The sequence below is a fragment of the Acinetobacter baretiae genome, assembly GCF_015627105.1.
GTDB classification, from domain to species: Bacteria; Pseudomonadota; Gammaproteobacteria; order Pseudomonadales; family Moraxellaceae; genus Acinetobacter; species Acinetobacter baretiae.
Map to the genome: position 1 here is coordinate 80,501 of NZ_VTDM01000011.1, position 14,364 is coordinate 94,864.

14 protein-coding genes are annotated in these 14,364 nt (G+C 36.8%); 2 read left to right on the forward strand and 12 right to left on the reverse strand.

Going from position 1 to position 14,364, the window contains the following annotated elements; genetic code table 11:
* Window positions 1-2: 2 nt before the first annotated feature.
* From I2F17_RS06190 to I2F17_RS06210, 5 genes are all read right to left on the reverse strand, one after another.
* Window positions 3-1,154 (reverse strand): amidohydrolase, encoded by a 1,152-nt coding sequence (locus I2F17_RS06190; protein ID WP_211139355.1) that lies wholly within the window; start codon window positions 1,152-1,154, stop codon window positions 3-5.
* A gap of 6 nt (window positions 1,155-1,160) precedes the next feature.
* Window positions 1,161-1,907 (reverse strand): amino acid ABC transporter ATP-binding protein, encoded by a 747-nt coding sequence (locus tag I2F17_RS06195; protein WP_196421752.1) that lies wholly within the window; start codon window positions 1,905-1,907, stop codon window positions 1,161-1,163.
* An 18-nt stretch (window positions 1,908-1,925) separates the two neighbouring features.
* Window positions 1,926-2,576 carry an amino acid ABC transporter permease gene (locus tag I2F17_RS06200; protein WP_211139356.1) on the reverse strand — a complete coding sequence of 217 codons (651 nt, stop codon included), beginning with the start codon at window positions 2,574-2,576 and terminating at the stop codon, window positions 1,926-1,928.
* A 66-nt stretch (window positions 2,577-2,642) separates the two neighbouring features.
* The gene (locus tag I2F17_RS06205) at window positions 2,643-3,428 is read right to left on the reverse strand and encodes a transporter substrate-binding domain-containing protein (protein WP_196421753.1); all 786 of its coding nucleotides are present in this window, start codon (window positions 3,426-3,428) and stop codon (window positions 2,643-2,645) included.
* Window positions 3,418-3,960 carry a GNAT family N-acetyltransferase gene (locus I2F17_RS06210; protein ID WP_211139357.1) on the reverse strand — a complete coding sequence of 181 codons (543 nt, stop codon included), beginning with the start codon at window positions 3,958-3,960 and terminating at the stop codon, window positions 3,418-3,420. The genes I2F17_RS06205 and I2F17_RS06210 overlap by 11 nt, the downstream gene beginning before the upstream one ends.
* 288 nt (window positions 3,961-4,248) lie before the next feature.
* Between I2F17_RS06210 and I2F17_RS06215 the strand changes: the two genes are divergently transcribed.
* Entirely contained in the window at window positions 4,249-5,541 is a 1,293-nt protein-coding gene (locus I2F17_RS06215; protein ID WP_196421755.1) for an LLM class flavin-dependent oxidoreductase, read from the forward strand.
* A gap of 83 nt (window positions 5,542-5,624) precedes the next feature.
* Here the strand turns inward: I2F17_RS06215 and I2F17_RS06220 are convergent, their stop codons facing one another.
* The 5 genes from I2F17_RS06220 to I2F17_RS06240 all read right to left on the reverse strand — a co-directional run bounded on the left by I2F17_RS06220 (window position 5,625) and on the right by I2F17_RS06240 (window position 11,286).
* Window positions 5,625-7,100 carry an aldehyde dehydrogenase family protein gene (locus I2F17_RS06220; protein WP_211139358.1) on the reverse strand — a complete coding sequence of 492 codons (1,476 nt, stop codon included), beginning with the start codon at window positions 7,098-7,100 and terminating at the stop codon, window positions 5,625-5,627.
* A gap of 54 nt (window positions 7,101-7,154) precedes the next feature.
* Window positions 7,155-8,207, reverse strand: a complete 1,053-nt coding sequence (gene antC / locus I2F17_RS06225; protein WP_211139359.1) for an anthranilate 1,2-dioxygenase electron transfer component AntC — start codon at window positions 8,205-8,207, stop codon at window positions 7,155-7,157.
* Between the two features lie 9 nt (window positions 8,208-8,216).
* Complete coding sequence (gene antB, locus I2F17_RS06230; protein ID WP_211139360.1) at window positions 8,217-8,708, reverse strand: anthranilate 1,2-dioxygenase small subunit; 492 nt, start codon at window positions 8,706-8,708, stop codon at window positions 8,217-8,219.
* Entirely contained in the window at window positions 8,705-10,117 is a 1,413-nt protein-coding gene (gene antA / locus I2F17_RS06235; protein ID WP_211139361.1) for an anthranilate 1,2-dioxygenase large subunit, read from the reverse strand. Before antA ends, antB begins: the two co-directional genes overlap by 4 nt.
* 188 nt (window positions 10,118-10,305) lie before the next feature.
* Complete coding sequence (locus I2F17_RS06240) at window positions 10,306-11,286, reverse strand: AraC family transcriptional regulator (protein WP_211139362.1); 981 nt, start codon at window positions 11,284-11,286, stop codon at window positions 10,306-10,308.
* A 301-nt stretch (window positions 11,287-11,587) separates the two neighbouring features.
* On the opposite strand from I2F17_RS06240, the gene I2F17_RS06245 reads away from it, so the two are divergent.
* A complete protein-coding gene (locus tag I2F17_RS06245; RefSeq protein ID WP_211139363.1) occupies window positions 11,588-12,622 on the forward strand; it encodes an AraC family transcriptional regulator in 1,035 nt (344 codons plus the stop codon).
* 43 nt (window positions 12,623-12,665) lie between these two features.
* Here I2F17_RS06245 and I2F17_RS06250 read toward each other — a convergent pair whose 3' ends face one another.
* Together I2F17_RS06250 and I2F17_RS06255 are read right to left on the reverse strand one after the other, a co-directional pair.
* Window positions 12,666-13,613: a SphA family protein gene (locus tag I2F17_RS06250; RefSeq protein ID WP_211139364.1), complete on the reverse strand. Its 948-nt coding sequence runs from the start codon at window positions 13,611-13,613 to the stop codon at window positions 12,666-12,668.
* Between the two features lie 237 nt (window positions 13,614-13,850).
* On the reverse strand, window positions 13,851-14,363 hold the full coding sequence (locus I2F17_RS06255; RefSeq protein ID WP_211139384.1) for a flavin reductase family protein: 513 nt from the start codon (window positions 14,361-14,363) through the stop codon (window positions 13,851-13,853).
* Window position 14,364 lies beyond the last annotated feature (1 nt).

A 14,364-nucleotide genomic window follows, 5' to 3' on the forward strand; every position in this document is an offset into this window, starting at 1 on the left:
CATTAACTGTCCTGAATTTCAATCAGTGCATCTTGAACTAAAGTGGCCAAATATAAGGAAGTTGGAATTAAAATACGTTCATCTACTTTAAATTTAGGATGATGTAATGGAAATGGGCCACCAGAACCAATCATCATAAATGCACCATTGACCTGTTCTTGATAATAAGAAAAGTCTTCACCAATTGGACTAGCTTTAACCACACGAGGTTCAAAGCCACTTTTTTGTGCAGTATCTAATGCAAATTGAGCCCATTTTTCATCATTCATGACTGACGGTGGGCCAGGCTGCCAATCTAAATCAATTTTTGCATTAAAGGTTGTTGCTAATCCTTCTAAAATTTGACGAATTTGCTGTTCTATACGCTGTCTCGTTTCTGCATCAAAGCTACGAACCGTACCTTCTAAAAAAGCAGTATCAGGAATAATATTCCACGTTGAACCACTATGTACCTGTGTAATTGAAAGAACAGCATTTTCATCTGAAGACAGTCTGCGACTCACAATCGTTTGAAAAATATTAATAATATTGGCTAAAATTAATAACGGATCGTTGCCATCTTGTGGTCGTGCAGCATGTGTTCCTTTGGCTTGAATATGAATAGCAAAACGGTCTACGCCTGCGGTCAATGCACCTGCTTTACACCCCACAACACCTACTTCAAGTGTTGGGTCGTTATGAATTCCAAATACGGCCTGTGCTTGCTCTAATACACCCGCCTGAACCAATTCAGCAGCACCTGTTCCAACCTCTTCAGCTGCTTGAAATAAAATACGTACTTTACCCTGAAGAGTAGATTCTTGCTGTTTGAGTAAAATGGCAGTCCCTAGTACAGCGGTGGCATGAAAGTCATGCCCGCATGCATGCATCACACCTTGGTGCTCCGAAACATAAGCTACATCGGCTTGCTCTGTAATTGGTAAAGCATCGATATCTGAGCGCAATACAATGGTTGGTTCTCCATGACCAATTTCAGCCACTAATCCTGTTTTTATTGGTAAATCTAAAATGCGTATGTCGTACTGCGTGAGTACATCTTTGATTTTTTGGGTTGTATGAAACTCTTGGTTCGACAGTTCAGGCGTTCGATGTAACTCATAAAAAAAATCAGTCAATTGAGTTTTTAACATTTCTGGCATGTTTAAATTGGTCATTATGATTTAATCCTGATCGTAGGTCATGATTTTACGTAAAAACTTCTGTGTTTTAGGATGTGTAGATTCATCAAAAATTTGCTGTGGTGTGCCTTGCTCAACAATTTGACCATCCATCATAAAAATAATACGGTCTGCAACGTGTCGAGCAAACTCCATTTCATGCGTCACAATAATCATGGTGGTTTTTTGTTGTGCTAAATTTTGAATGACGTGTAGTACTTCATTGACCCTTTCAGGATCTAAAGCAGAAGTTGGTTCATCAAATAAAATAACGTCAGGGTCGACAGCCATGGCCCGTGCAATGCCTACCCGTTGTTGTTGGCCGCCAGATAAGGTCACAGGATACTGCGATGCAAAGTCAGCCATACCTACTTTTGCCAAATATTGCATGGCCAATGGCTGTATTTGATCTTTTTTGATTTTTTTGACAACCTTTAATACTTCAGTCACGTTTTCTAACGTGGTTTTATTTTTAAATAAACTATAGTTTTGAAAAACCATTGCAGATTTTCTGCGTAATGCATACGCTTCTTTTGCATCGTAGTGAGCATAGTCAAGTACAACTTGACCAATGCTGATCTGCCCTGATTGTGGCACTTCAAGTAAATTAAGACAACGAAGTAACGTTGATTTACCCGAACCCGATGGACCAATAATTGCCACAACTTCGCCATTATTTACTGTTAAATCAATGCCATTGAGTACGGTATGCTCACCAAAACGCTTACACAAGTGTTTTACAGAAATCATTTGCCTTTTCCTCTTGAATTATCGTTGTAAAGAACGGCTTAACTTTCGTTCCAAATATGCTTGGAAGTACGAATAAGAGACCACTAAAATCCAATACATTAATCCAACAACGACAAAGGTTTCAAAGTATCGAAAAGATTCGGCAGCAATCATTTTTGCTTGAGCAAATATTTCTGTAACACCCAAGGAAAATGCAACAGATGTATCTTTAATTAATGAAATAAATGTATTTCCTGTTGCAGGAAGTGCATTTAAAAAAGCTTGTGGCAAAATAATTCTGGCATAAACTTGTGTTTTTGTCATACCTACAGATAACCCTGCTTCCATTTGTGAAGGATCTACAGAGTTTAAACTTGCTCTAAAAATTTCTGCCATATAGGCAGAGTTTTTCATACTAAAAGCAATCATGGCAGCCGTTAAAGCATTGAGTCCTGATAAACCAGGCACCAACTGAGGCAAACCAAAATAAATTAAAAACAAAAGTACCAAAGACGGTAGACTGCGAAAAAGAGAGACATATACCGTAATGATTGGGCTAATGACTTTAATTTTTGCTTGTCGAATCAATGCCAAAGCTAAGCCCAAAACACTTGCAGCAACCATGGATACGACTGCCAAAAGCAATGTAATGGGTAAATAGTGTAAGATTTTGGGTATGATCGAAATCATATAAGTCCAATCTAAATGCATTATGCTGTCTACCGTCTTTTATCTGTCACATATAAAATAATGTGATTATTTACTGTTTTGTACTGCCGCTTGATCAGTGATATCTTCACCAAAATATTTTTCCGACAATGCTTTTAAGCTTCCATCTTGTTGCAGTGTTTTGAGTTCTTGCTCAAACTCTGCCTGTAATTTCTGCCCTTTTTCGTCTTTATTGAATGGGAACCCAACATTTTGAATTTTTAAAGGTTGACCCACAAAACGTAAAGGTAGATTTTTACTTTTGATTTCTGCACTTAAAATTGGGCCTGAATTGACATAACCCTCAACACGTTTGGCAATCACATCATTTGAAGCAATATCACGTGTTTCATAAGTACGGATTTTTACGCTATCGCCAAAGGTATCTTTTAACACATTAATGTTATTAGAACCGAGTACACCTGCAATGGTTTTATTTTTTAGATCTGCAAGATCTTTAAACTGCGTGTTGTCTTGATGCGTCACAATACGTGTACTATAAAAAGCATACGGCTGAGTAAATAGATACTTTTGTTCACGCTCAGGCGTAATCGCAACCACATTTGCCACGGTATCTATTTTTTTTGCCTCTAATTGTCCCATAAGACCCGAAAAATCAGAGTTTACCCATTCAACTTTGTAGTTTAATTTTTTTGCAACTGTTTCGGCCACTTCTACATCAAAGCCCACCAATTTGCCATCTTGCTTAAATGCACTTGGATAACTTGTACCTGTAGCCCCTATTTTAATCACTCTTTCTTCTGACTCTTTTTGGCCAGAACAACCCATGAGTGTGGTTAACAATAAAGATGAAAGAACGAGTTTAGTTTTCATAATTCACAACCTGATGTTTTTTATTCCAATGATTAAATGTCGTTGGGTCAATCACTTTAAGCATAAAAATAGTGATATGCCCTTTACCTAAATCAGCACGCTTGACCTCTTGAAAACCCAGTTTTTGATACATGGTAAATAACCAAGGGTGCTTTGACGCTGTGCCTAAAGAATATGCGGGTGTTTGCAATGTTGTAGACAACACCTTTTGCTCAAGTAGATTCAACAACAACTTACTTAAGCCTTGCCCTTGATATGCAGAATGTACAGCCACAGTTCCAATATGTGGCAGGCCAAACGGCCCAGGTAATCTACCCCACGGCATTCGTACCGTGACTGTAGCAATCAGTTGATCATCACGATATAGTCCGTACACCAAATGTTGCATAAGGTGTTGTTCGGCACGTGCCACGTCCATCGTTGCTGCATCAAAATGAATATCTAATGCCCGTATGTTTTCATAAGCATGAAATACCAACTGTTGATAAACCTGTGCTTCATCTACACCAATTTGTCTAAAATGATCAACCACGGCTTATGTCCTATCATAAAGAAATTCATATTTAATACCACATAAATACAAAGCATTAAGCATACGGCGTGCTAAAGAATCGCCATCATAGGATATAAAAGACCATTCCTTAATAATAAAAAAGTAAGTCTTTAGTTATATATTAAATAAAGGCTGTGCTTCAACACGATTTATAATTTAATTAAAAATGTAACATATTCTTTACCAAAATATATTTATCTATTAATGATGTATCAGTGACATTGAAAACTTATTATGATGATCACCTATATTTATGAGGATAACGGCATGAATCAACAAACACAAAAAAGATTGTTTTTAGGCTTATTTGTACAACCACTTGGTCATCATGTCAGTGGCTGGCGTTTAACAGAAAACCTAAATCAACCCACAGATATTGATTGGCTCATTCAAATTGCAAAAAAAGCCGAAGCTGGATCTTTTGATTTATTTTTTGTTGGTGATGCTTTAGCAACCTCTGTACACCGTTTACCTTCAACCATGGCACGTTTAGAACCCTTAACTTTGCTGTCTGCCTTGGCGGTAAATACCTCTCGCATCGGGCTTGCGGCCACTGCATCTACCACCTTTAGTGACCCCTTCACCCTCGCTCGTGCGTTTTCATCATTAGACCATATTAGTAAAGGTCGTGCTGCGTGGAACGTTGTCACCTCTTATTCTCAAGATGTTGCACAAAATTTCAGCTTTACTGACATGCCCAATCATGCCGATCGCTATCAACGTGCAACAGAATTTTTAGAAGTAACCAATAAACTTTGGAATGCATGGCAAGATGGTGCTGTGATTGCCGATCAAACCACAGGACAATATTTTGCTGATGATCGTATTCAGACCATTGATCATCAGGGCAAATTTTTCCAAATCAAAGGGCCGCTCAATATTACACGCTCGCCACAACATAAACCTGTCATTATTGAAGCAGGTTCTTCTGAAGATGGACAAAACCTTGCTGCAAAAACGGCTGAAATTATTTTCACCGCAGCTGCTACACTCGAAGAAGGGCAAGCATTTTATCAATCGCAAAAGCAAAAAATTGTGGATGCAGGACGTAACCCCGACCAAGTTATTATTATGCCCGGCGTAATGCCAATTGTCGGTAAAACGCACGAAGAAGCTCAAGCTTTATGGCGTAAACTCAACCAATATGTCGACATCGACAATGGGTTAAATCAACTGTCCGCACGCTTTGGTTTAGATTTAAGAAACTACCCACTCGATGGTCCATTGCCTGAGATTCCTTTAGGAGAGGGTAACCAAAGTCGCGTAAAATTATTGGTAGATATGGCTGAACGAGATCAGTTATCTATTCGAGAATTGGCTGCGATTGCCGCAGGTTCAAGAGGGCATCGTGTTGTTGTGGGTACAGCACAAGATATTGCAGATGACTTAGAAAATTGGTTGTTACACCATGCGGCCGATGGCTTTAACATTATGCCTGCGATCATTCCAGAACAACTCGATCTATTTATTGAATTAGTTATTCCTGAGTTAAAATCACGCCATTTAATACCAGAGCATTATGAATTTGCCACACTCCGAGAAAACTTAGGTTTAGTGTAATTTTTATCCATTATTATTGTAAGCAATCACGGTAACCGTAGAGCATGTACCTTCATTAAAGGTAGATGCTCTCATACATCAAATCATACCTTCGGCACAAACCAAGCCGAATCAACTTCAGCTTGCATAGTCACTGTTTTTAAATGTGAATACATATTTAAAGTTTCATGACAATGCTCGCGACCAATACCACTTTCTTTCACACCACCAAATGGACAACCACTATTTAAGTTAAAGTATCGGTTAATCCAAATATTGCCTGCTTCGACTTGATCTGCTGTATTTAACGCTTTTGCAAAATCATTGGTATAAATTCCTGCTGCAAGGCCGTAACTTGTGCTGTTGACTTGTTTAATCATTTCGTCATAGTCACTCCAGCGCATAACACTTAATACAGGACCAAATACTTCTTCTTGTGCAATTCGCATGTCATATTTTGCTTCAAGAATGGTTGGTTCAAAAAACCAGCCAAACTCATGACCTTCAACTTGCACTCTACGTCCACCAAATAAAACTTTTGCACCTTCAGCTTGAGCAATCTCTATATATTTTTGAATGCGCTCGCCTTGAGTTTGATTAATCACACCACTGAGTTTGGTGTCCTGATCAAAAGGATTTCCAACTTTGACACGTGTTGCTGCATCTACCAATTTATCAATAAAGGTTTCATAAATTGCATCATGAACAAAAAGACGTGTTCCAGCCAAACATGATTGACCATTACAATACAAGGTTGCAAATAAAGCATTATCAACGACATCGTCAATTTTATTTAAAACATCTGGAAATACAATATTGGCACTTTTTCCACCCAACTCTAAAGAAACAGGAACCAAACGATTTGCACCTGCTACACCAATAATTCTCCCCACATCAGGGCTACCGGTAAAAGCAAGTTTTGAGATTTTTGGGTGTGCTGTCATGGCTGAACCGACTTCTTCACCAAAACCAGGTAAAACATTAATTACACCTGCAGGAAAGACGCTAGAGGCAAGACGTGCAAACTCTAAGCTTGACAATGACGCATTTTCATCAGGCTTTAAAATCACTGTATTCCCTGCAGCCACTGCAGGCGCAACTTTTAATGCCACCATAATGGCAGGTACATTCCATGGAATAATTTGTCCAACCACACCAATGGGTTCTCTTTTGGCAATAAAGTATCCATTTGGATTTGGGCGACCATATCCTTCATGAGTTAAAATTGCACCTGCAAAATAGCGGTATTGAGAAATTGCAATATGATAGTCAGTTTCTATTTCGCTATATTTACGACCAATATCTGCAGTATCAATATTCACCAAATGAGTGAAATTTTCTTCTAATACATCTGCAAGACGATTGAGTAAAATAGAGCGTTCTTCGTAAGTGGTTTTTTTCCATTCATGTTGGGCTGTAACAGCAGCCTCTACTGCAAGATCTACTTCTTTACTAGTACAACGCGCCACATGTGCAAGTGTTTCACCTGTAGTGGCATTGACAGCTAAAAAATAATCATCTGTTGCAATGTCTTTCCCGTTAATATGTGCGTGATATGTGTTTTGAAGCTGTAGCGTCATTTGTATTTCCCTTTAAATTCCGATAATTTTAAATATTATAGAGGTGTTGATACATCATAACGTTGATAAAGCAGGTGTTTTTGTTGTATTGCTTTGCAAAAACTTCTCACTATATATTTTATAATCTGCCACACTACTCTGACTCAACCATGTTTTGACTGCATCAATCATGGGCGGAGGGCCACACAAATACATATCAAAGGGTTGCTTCTTCAGCTCCATTTCATCTAAATGCTCATGAATAAAACCCACTTTGCCATGCCATTCTTCTGTGGCTTGACCAATGACAGGATGATATTCAAATTGCTCAAAACATTGTCTATATGCTTCTAAACGAGCTTCTTCACATAAATCAGCCTGCTTATTTACCCCATAAAATAGTTTAATTGGAGGAAGTTGATCTTTTCTTGTTTTTAGATCATCTAACATCCCTAAAAATGCCGATAATCCTGTACCACCTGCCACAAAAATTAATGGGTTTTCAACTTCACGTAAATAAAAACTACCTAGAGGTGCTTCTAACTCAATTTTATCGCCAATCTGATAATCGTTTCTTAAATAATTACTCATCACACCATCAGGCAACAATCGAATTAAAAACTGCAATTCATTGTCTACGTTTGAGCAATTGGCAAATGAATAAGACCGCCATGATTCTGTGTTAGGTATTTTTAAGCGTGCATATTGCCCGGGTAAGTATTTCAATTGATGTTTGACATGGCTTGCATCTAAGTAAATCACAGCAGTTGTTTCTGAAATGACATCAACTCGTGTTAATACAGCATCTATGGCAACAGGATCGTTTGCTCCACACATGTTTGAATCATGATCAAAGTAAAACGAAGCATCAGATTGAACACGTGTTTGACATGCCAATACTTTGCGTTCTTCTAGATCCAGTTCACTAAGTGCGTCTTCATCTACATATTCTTGTTCATAACGACCAGATTCACACTGTCCCTGACATGTACCACACACCCCTTCTCTACAGTCTAATGGCAGTTTGATTCCTTGACGAAAAGCCGCATCAAGTAACAATTCGCCTTCATTGATCGAAATAAAAAATGTTTTGCCATCAGCAAAGTTTAATGCAACAGAGTGACTCATTTTTCACTCCTATATGTGGTAAAAATCGAGGACTGAATCAATCTTGTCATTCAGTAAAACAATATGTTTTTTGGCAATTTTATAACTGTCATTCACTTTATTTAAATGATACGTGGCATAGCCATAAAAGTTACCTTGTAACCCTTGGCGATAATAAAAAGTGTTCCAATTTAACTTCACCACCAATTGCTCTGCATGATCTTCAAGAATACGAATATTCATTAAATTATGTACAGTACGTGCCAATGGTGTAGATGCAGCAGATTTTCCTGTTCTGAGTCTAAATATTCGATCTTCTAAGCCTGTACGATCTGAGTAATACATATATGACAATCCATTATTTGGATCAGTCACATAGTGATATTCATCAATCCATTGTGGCAAATGAATTTCACACTTTGGATCAAAATCTTCTAGATAATCATCCCACTCGCGTTGATCGCAACGTTCTGCATTTTGGTAAAGAAATTGTGCGACATGATGAACTAATGACGGATTCATACTTCAGACTCCTCTACAGAAAATTGACCAATATCAGTGAGTTTTAATGTGGTTTTTTTTAAATTTGTTAATAGTTTATTTTGCCAGTGACCTTGCTGATTGACATATAAACCTTCGTGAGTAAATTCATTTCCTGTCATTACAGGTGAAATTCCTAAGTTTTCACTGTTTTTTGTTTGGCCATAAATCCACTTATGATGTCCTCTAGAAATATCGCTCCATTTTTCTAAACGTGCTTGAAAGCCTCGTTGTTGCTCACGAAATTCAACCAAATCGTCTGGTGTACCCAAACCGGATACATTAAAGAAATCTTCAAACTGACGAATACGATTGCGTCGATCTTCGGCAGATTCTCCTTTTACACCCAAACATTGGCTAGTGACTTCTGTTTTATTCCACGCTAAAGGACGAATAATTCGAAGCTGAGAACTAATTTGATCAATAAAAAATAAACTTGGGTAAATATTCAAATTACGTAAGCGATGCATCATCCATTCGGCTTTAACATCACCATATTCTTCTCTTAAGCGTGGCATAACAGTGGCATACCCCGGTCGAACCGCTGGGTTTGGCATATCACTAAATAAAAGACTGTGACCATTTTTAAAACTGAAAAAACCATCATCTGTTGCACTATCACCTGCACCCAACTTACTGTAGTCCAACGTATCCATTGCAATACCTTGTTCAACATTCAATTGATTACGGTGTTGTACTGTAGACACATAGTTATAATGCACAGTACTTACATGATAGCCATCTAAACCATTTTCATTTTGAAGTTTCCAATTACCATCAAATGTATAGGTAGATTTACCTTGTAAGACTTCAAGCTCACCTGTTGGCGATTGAGCCACCATCATGTCTAAAAAGATTTTTGCATCACCTAAAAATTCTTCTAAAGAGTCGGTACTGGTGACATCTAAATTCACAAAAACAAAACCTTTATAACTTTCTATGCGTCCTTGTTTTAAACCACGAGTGGTTTTATCAAAGTCATTGCAATATTCACTAGGTGCTTTTACTTTCACTAAACGCCCATCACTTTTATAACACCAAGCATGGAACGGACAAGTAAATGTTGACTGATTGCCTTTACCCACACGTGTTAATGTTGCACCACGATGCTCACAAGCGTTGATCATGGCATGGAGTTCACCTTTGCCATCACGAGAAATAATAAGAGGTTGTTTACCGATTTGTACTGTTACAAAATCATGAGGGTTTTGAATTTCACTTTCATGGCATGCATAAATCCATGATTTTTCAAAGATATGCTCCATTTCTAGATCAAAAAGTTCAGGAGTGGTAAAGATTTGACGATCTATTCGGTACACGCCATCGTTTGGTCTAAAATCAATGCTTTTTTCTACAAAATTTTGCCATTCTAAATTATTTCTTGGGGTCATTTGCTTCCGCTCCAATCTCCTGAATAACTTAGATTGAAACGTTTTTTAGCAATAGACGCTATCCTATTGTTCCCGAAAACTATCCTATTCTTCCATTTTTCTTTAAAAGCTAAAACAATAGCTGTGATAATTTTGTCATATACAATAAAATCATATAAACATTTGATATAAATAAATTTATTTTAAAATTACATTTTTCTATACAGTGTTTCTCGTGGCAACTCTCCAAAAGCTTCACGATAATCATTAGAAAAACGACTTAAGTGATTAAACCCTGCATCATAAGCCAATTTGGACACTGAGATCGTTTTATGCGCTGTAGTATTCAATAATGCTTTATGAACTTGGTTTAAACGGTATTTCTTTAAATATAAAATTGGACTTGCACCATAAAAATAACAAAATTCATCATATAGTTTAGACTTAGACACACCAGAAACACGCTCTAAATCTTTGACTGTAATGGGTTCAAAATAATGTTCAGCAATAAACTGATGAACCCTTTGTATATAAACAGGAATATCTTTGCGTTCTGTCTGTCTAATTTGATCTGAGTAGTTATGTTCTTGTGTTAATAATAAACTTTTAATAATAATATTTTCAAAATCACTCGAAAGTTTGGGTGATGAATAAAAATCTTGATAGTGCTTTCTAATTTTAAATAAATGAAGAATATTTTCCCACCACACCATGCTTTTAGGACTAGTTTTAATATCCATTTGAAAATCAAAAATAATAGTATCTTCAATTTTGGTATTTAATAGATCAGACAATACCATTTGCATGCTTTGCTCTGGAATGACCACTTGAATTTTCTTACATTCTTTTTCAAGGATTAATTCTTGATATTCTGTGCTTGATACAATGAGTGCTTGTTCATGAGATGAATTGGTACTTAAACCTCGACCATTTAAAGTTTGTGACCCTGAAATAGGAAGGCTGAGGCTATACGATTTTAAATCTGTCACATCAATCGCAACATTTGCACCATATTCAATCATGCCAATGGTGGTATTTAAGGTGGGCAGACGAATACCGTCATATTGAAAATCTAGTGTTTTTTGCGATGTATCTAACGTATGCAAACCACAAATAGAAGACATCCAATGTTGTGCTGTTGCTGTGTCATGTGCGAACTTAGAAAGTTCTATATTTTGGCTGAGTGGCATGGGTTGCACCTAGCTAATCTGAATATATTGAATCAAATATAATGCAATCTCTATACCATAGTTTAAGTTTATAGTACTCACAACGTACTCTATTTCAAATGTATGAATTCAAGCAAATCCATCGCGTTTATTTTAAAATAATCCATTAAAAATACGTCAAAAAATATTTTATTGGTCTAGTTATTGCTTCTTAATTGATAACAACTCACAAGCCTTACTATTTTCTCTAGCCAGTGCATGATTGAATAAATACTGCATGGGCAATATGAAACAAGAAAATATTAGCCAGTAGGTAATTTATATGAATTCAGTTGAAATTAATTCAGAGCATTTAAAAAAAAGTCATGTCTTTTCAACAAGTAATTTATTGTTTAAGCATCAAGATTTAAAAGAAACATGTAAGAATGTAGGTGAAATTTTTAAACCACATTTGCTCAAAACAGACATTAAAGACAGTGAATTTAGTGCAACCATGCACCATGTTAAAACAGGATTACTCTCTTTAAGTCGTTTAGAATATGGTGCAGATGTACATATCGAACCTGATTATCTTGATGATTTTTATTTAATTCAAATTCCAATCCAAGGCTATGCTGAAATTGAATATGCAACCCAAAAATTTATTTCTTACACTCGTGTTGCATCGATTATTTCTCCCGATCTCCCTTTAAAAATGCGTTGGAAAAAAGATGCACCACAACTTATGCTTAAAATCAATCAATCAGATTTTTTGCACCATGTTCAGCAACATTTGCCCCATTATGAAAACACGCCCATTTTCAATCCAAAACTCGATTTTTCTACCCTTGGCGGTTCTTATTTTTTACAACTCATGACCACTTTAATTGATGCTTTAAGTATTAAAAATCATCCTTTACACCATCCCATTGCGTTAAAACAATTTGAGTCGAGTTTATTTACTGCTTTACTCTATGGTCAAGACAATGACGCATTAAACGTCATCACACGTTACCAAGACAAACCTGTTTCACCTCATTTTATTAAACGAACTGAATGCTACATGCGAGAACATTTACATGAGCCATTAAACATTGAAATTTTGGCGAAACATGCAGGTGTCAGTACACGTACTTTGTTTTCTGGATTTAAAAACTTTCTTGGTATGACACCAATGACCTATTTAAAAGAGTTAAGATTAGAACAAGCCTATCAAGAATTAAAAAAAAATGAATACTTGTCTGTGACTGACATTGCTTATAAGTGGGGATTCACGCATTTAGGACGTTTTTCTCAAGAATATAAACGTCGTTATGGTGAGTTACCATCATCTACACATCGATCTCATCAAGTGAATCAAATGCTCTATTTAAGTTAAAATTTAACACACCTTTTACCCGTATAAAAGGTGCTTTTAACGCTTAAAAATGATGAACATATCTCATTTGAAGTCGATTACCCTCAGGTCTATTTTCTGCACCGTGTTCAAAATAAGCATTGGCAAGAACATGGTTTTGTTGTGAAAAACTGTACATGAAACCTGGTCCAAGTGCCCAAACTTTTTCACGTCTGCCTTTTAGATCATTTCCATTTAACTTGGTATCTGTGATTTGGTGTAGCCAATAACCATTTATCCCCACCCGTAATTGATTTGTGATTGCATAGTCAGTGGCAAAGTTTGCATGAATCGCTTGCCCTGCCTGTATATCACCTGCATCACCAAAAGCATACGTCGGTTTTGTATTTTTAAAATTATATAAATAGTGAATTCGAGTCGATGCTGTCCATTGTGGTGTCAACCAATATGTTGCTGCCCAATAAGGATTAAACGACACCGCATGGTTACTTGGATTAATGTCTTTATTTTGATCGTAATGCCCTGTTGGCAAATTCACTTGGAATTCAATGCGATGTACAAATTTTGGGCCATTTGCCCCCATAATAGGATCAAATTGAATAAATGGACCAATTAAAATGTCAGAAAATCCTTGAGATGACTTTAATGCGGCTTGATTTAAGCCATCATTAACCTTCATTTTACTGATAAACGGGACTAATGCATTCATACCAAACGAGGCATGATCCCCAACTCTCAATTGAGATAAATAGCTGATTTGAGCCACTTCAACCTGATAGTGTAAATCGGTTTTGGGGAGCGGAAGTGTCTTGCCTTGCTGATCTGAAAGTTTGTTGGCATCATAATCTTGAAAGTAAATTTGTCCATACCACCCCGGTCCTGCTGGCAATCCACCATCTAAAAAACTGGTCAGCCCTAAATTCACTGTGGGCAAATCGTAAGCATGTACAGGTGAAGTCATCATGGGCAAAGTGCCTGCAAGAAAAAATATTTTTAATACGGTTGATTTCATACGCTCATCCTTTATCACAACTGACATTTTGGTTTATCGTTCGGTCTAAAATAAATACATTCACCTATTTGACCCTCTTTGAAATTTTCAAAATAAAAACCCCAAGATATTGAATTTAATATTTATTTTAATTTAGATCTATCCACTCATTCCTTGGTTTTATCCAATTCTTCCAATCTGCTGAGATCGTATTACACAAAAAAAATCACGATAAAGATCATGATTTTTAAGGTCTTATTATGATAATTCTGGATGTTCTATGACCGCTCGATATTTACCTGCATGAAACACCAATGGTGCTCCTTCACGTTGCTGATACTGCTGCATTTCACCAATAAAAATAAGATGATCACCTCCTTCATATTGCTGTACATTGCGACAGACCAATGTGGCTAAAGCATCTGCCAATAATGGTGTTTTGTGAAGATCTTCATGCTCTATATGGGCTACATCTAAAAATTTATCTTCAGCAGGTCGTGCAAAATGTCCTGAAATATCATGATGTTCTTGACCCAACATATGAATGGCAAAATGTGTTGCATCTACAAAATCAGGCAAACTAGGTGCTGTTTTTGACAAGCTCCACAAAACCAAAGGTGGGTCAAGCGACAATGATGAAAACGAATTAGCAGTCATTCCAATTTTACGACCATCTTTCCCTCGTGTGGTAATCACTGTCACACCTGTTGCAAACTGTCCTAATAAATTTCTAATCCCTTTTGTATTGGTGACATCAATATCATTTAACATG

What these genes read in the sequence shown, in the direction of transcription:
- I2F17_RS06190 (WP_211139355.1), bottom strand. Translation starts at nt 1,154, where the DNA reads ATGACCAATTTAAACATGCCAGAAATGTTAAAAACTCAATTGACTGAT.
- I2F17_RS06195 (WP_196421752.1), bottom strand. Translation starts at nt 1,907, where the DNA reads ATGATTTCTGTAAAACACTTGTGTAAGCGTTTTGGTGAGCATACCGTA.
- I2F17_RS06200 (WP_211139356.1), bottom strand. Translation starts at nt 2,576, where the DNA reads ATGATTTCGATCATACCCAAAATCTTACACTATTTACCCATTACATTG.
- I2F17_RS06205 (WP_196421753.1), bottom strand. Translation starts at nt 3,428, where the DNA reads ATGAAAACTAAACTCGTTCTTTCATCTTTATTGTTAACCACACTCATG.
- I2F17_RS06215 (WP_196421755.1), top strand. Translation starts at nt 4,249, where the DNA reads ATGAATCAACAAACACAAAAAAGATTGTTTTTAGGCTTATTTGTACAA.
- I2F17_RS06220 (WP_211139358.1), bottom strand. Translation starts at nt 7,100, where the DNA reads ATGACGCTACAGCTTCAAAACACATATCACGCACATATTAACGGGAAA.
- antC (WP_211139359.1), bottom strand. Translation starts at nt 8,207, where the DNA reads ATGAGTCACTCTGTTGCATTAAACTTTGCTGATGGCAAAACATTTTTT.
- antB (WP_211139360.1), bottom strand. Translation starts at nt 8,708, where the DNA reads ATGAATCCGTCATTAGTTCATCATGTCGCACAATTTCTTTACCAAAAT.
- antA (WP_211139361.1), bottom strand. Translation starts at nt 10,117, where the DNA reads ATGACCCCAAGAAATAATTTAGAATGGCAAAATTTTGTAGAAAAAAGC.
- I2F17_RS06240 (WP_211139362.1), bottom strand. Translation starts at nt 11,286, where the DNA reads ATGCCACTCAGCCAAAATATAGAACTTTCTAAGTTCGCACATGACACA.
- I2F17_RS06245 (WP_211139363.1), top strand. Translation starts at nt 11,588, where the DNA reads ATGAATTCAGTTGAAATTAATTCAGAGCATTTAAAAAAAAGTCATGTC.
- I2F17_RS06250 (WP_211139364.1), bottom strand. Translation starts at nt 13,613, where the DNA reads ATGAAATCAACCGTATTAAAAATATTTTTTCTTGCAGGCACTTTGCCC.
- I2F17_RS06255 (WP_211139384.1), bottom strand. Translation starts at nt 14,363, where the DNA reads ATGTTAAATGATATTGATGTCACCAATACAAAAGGGATTAGAAATTTA.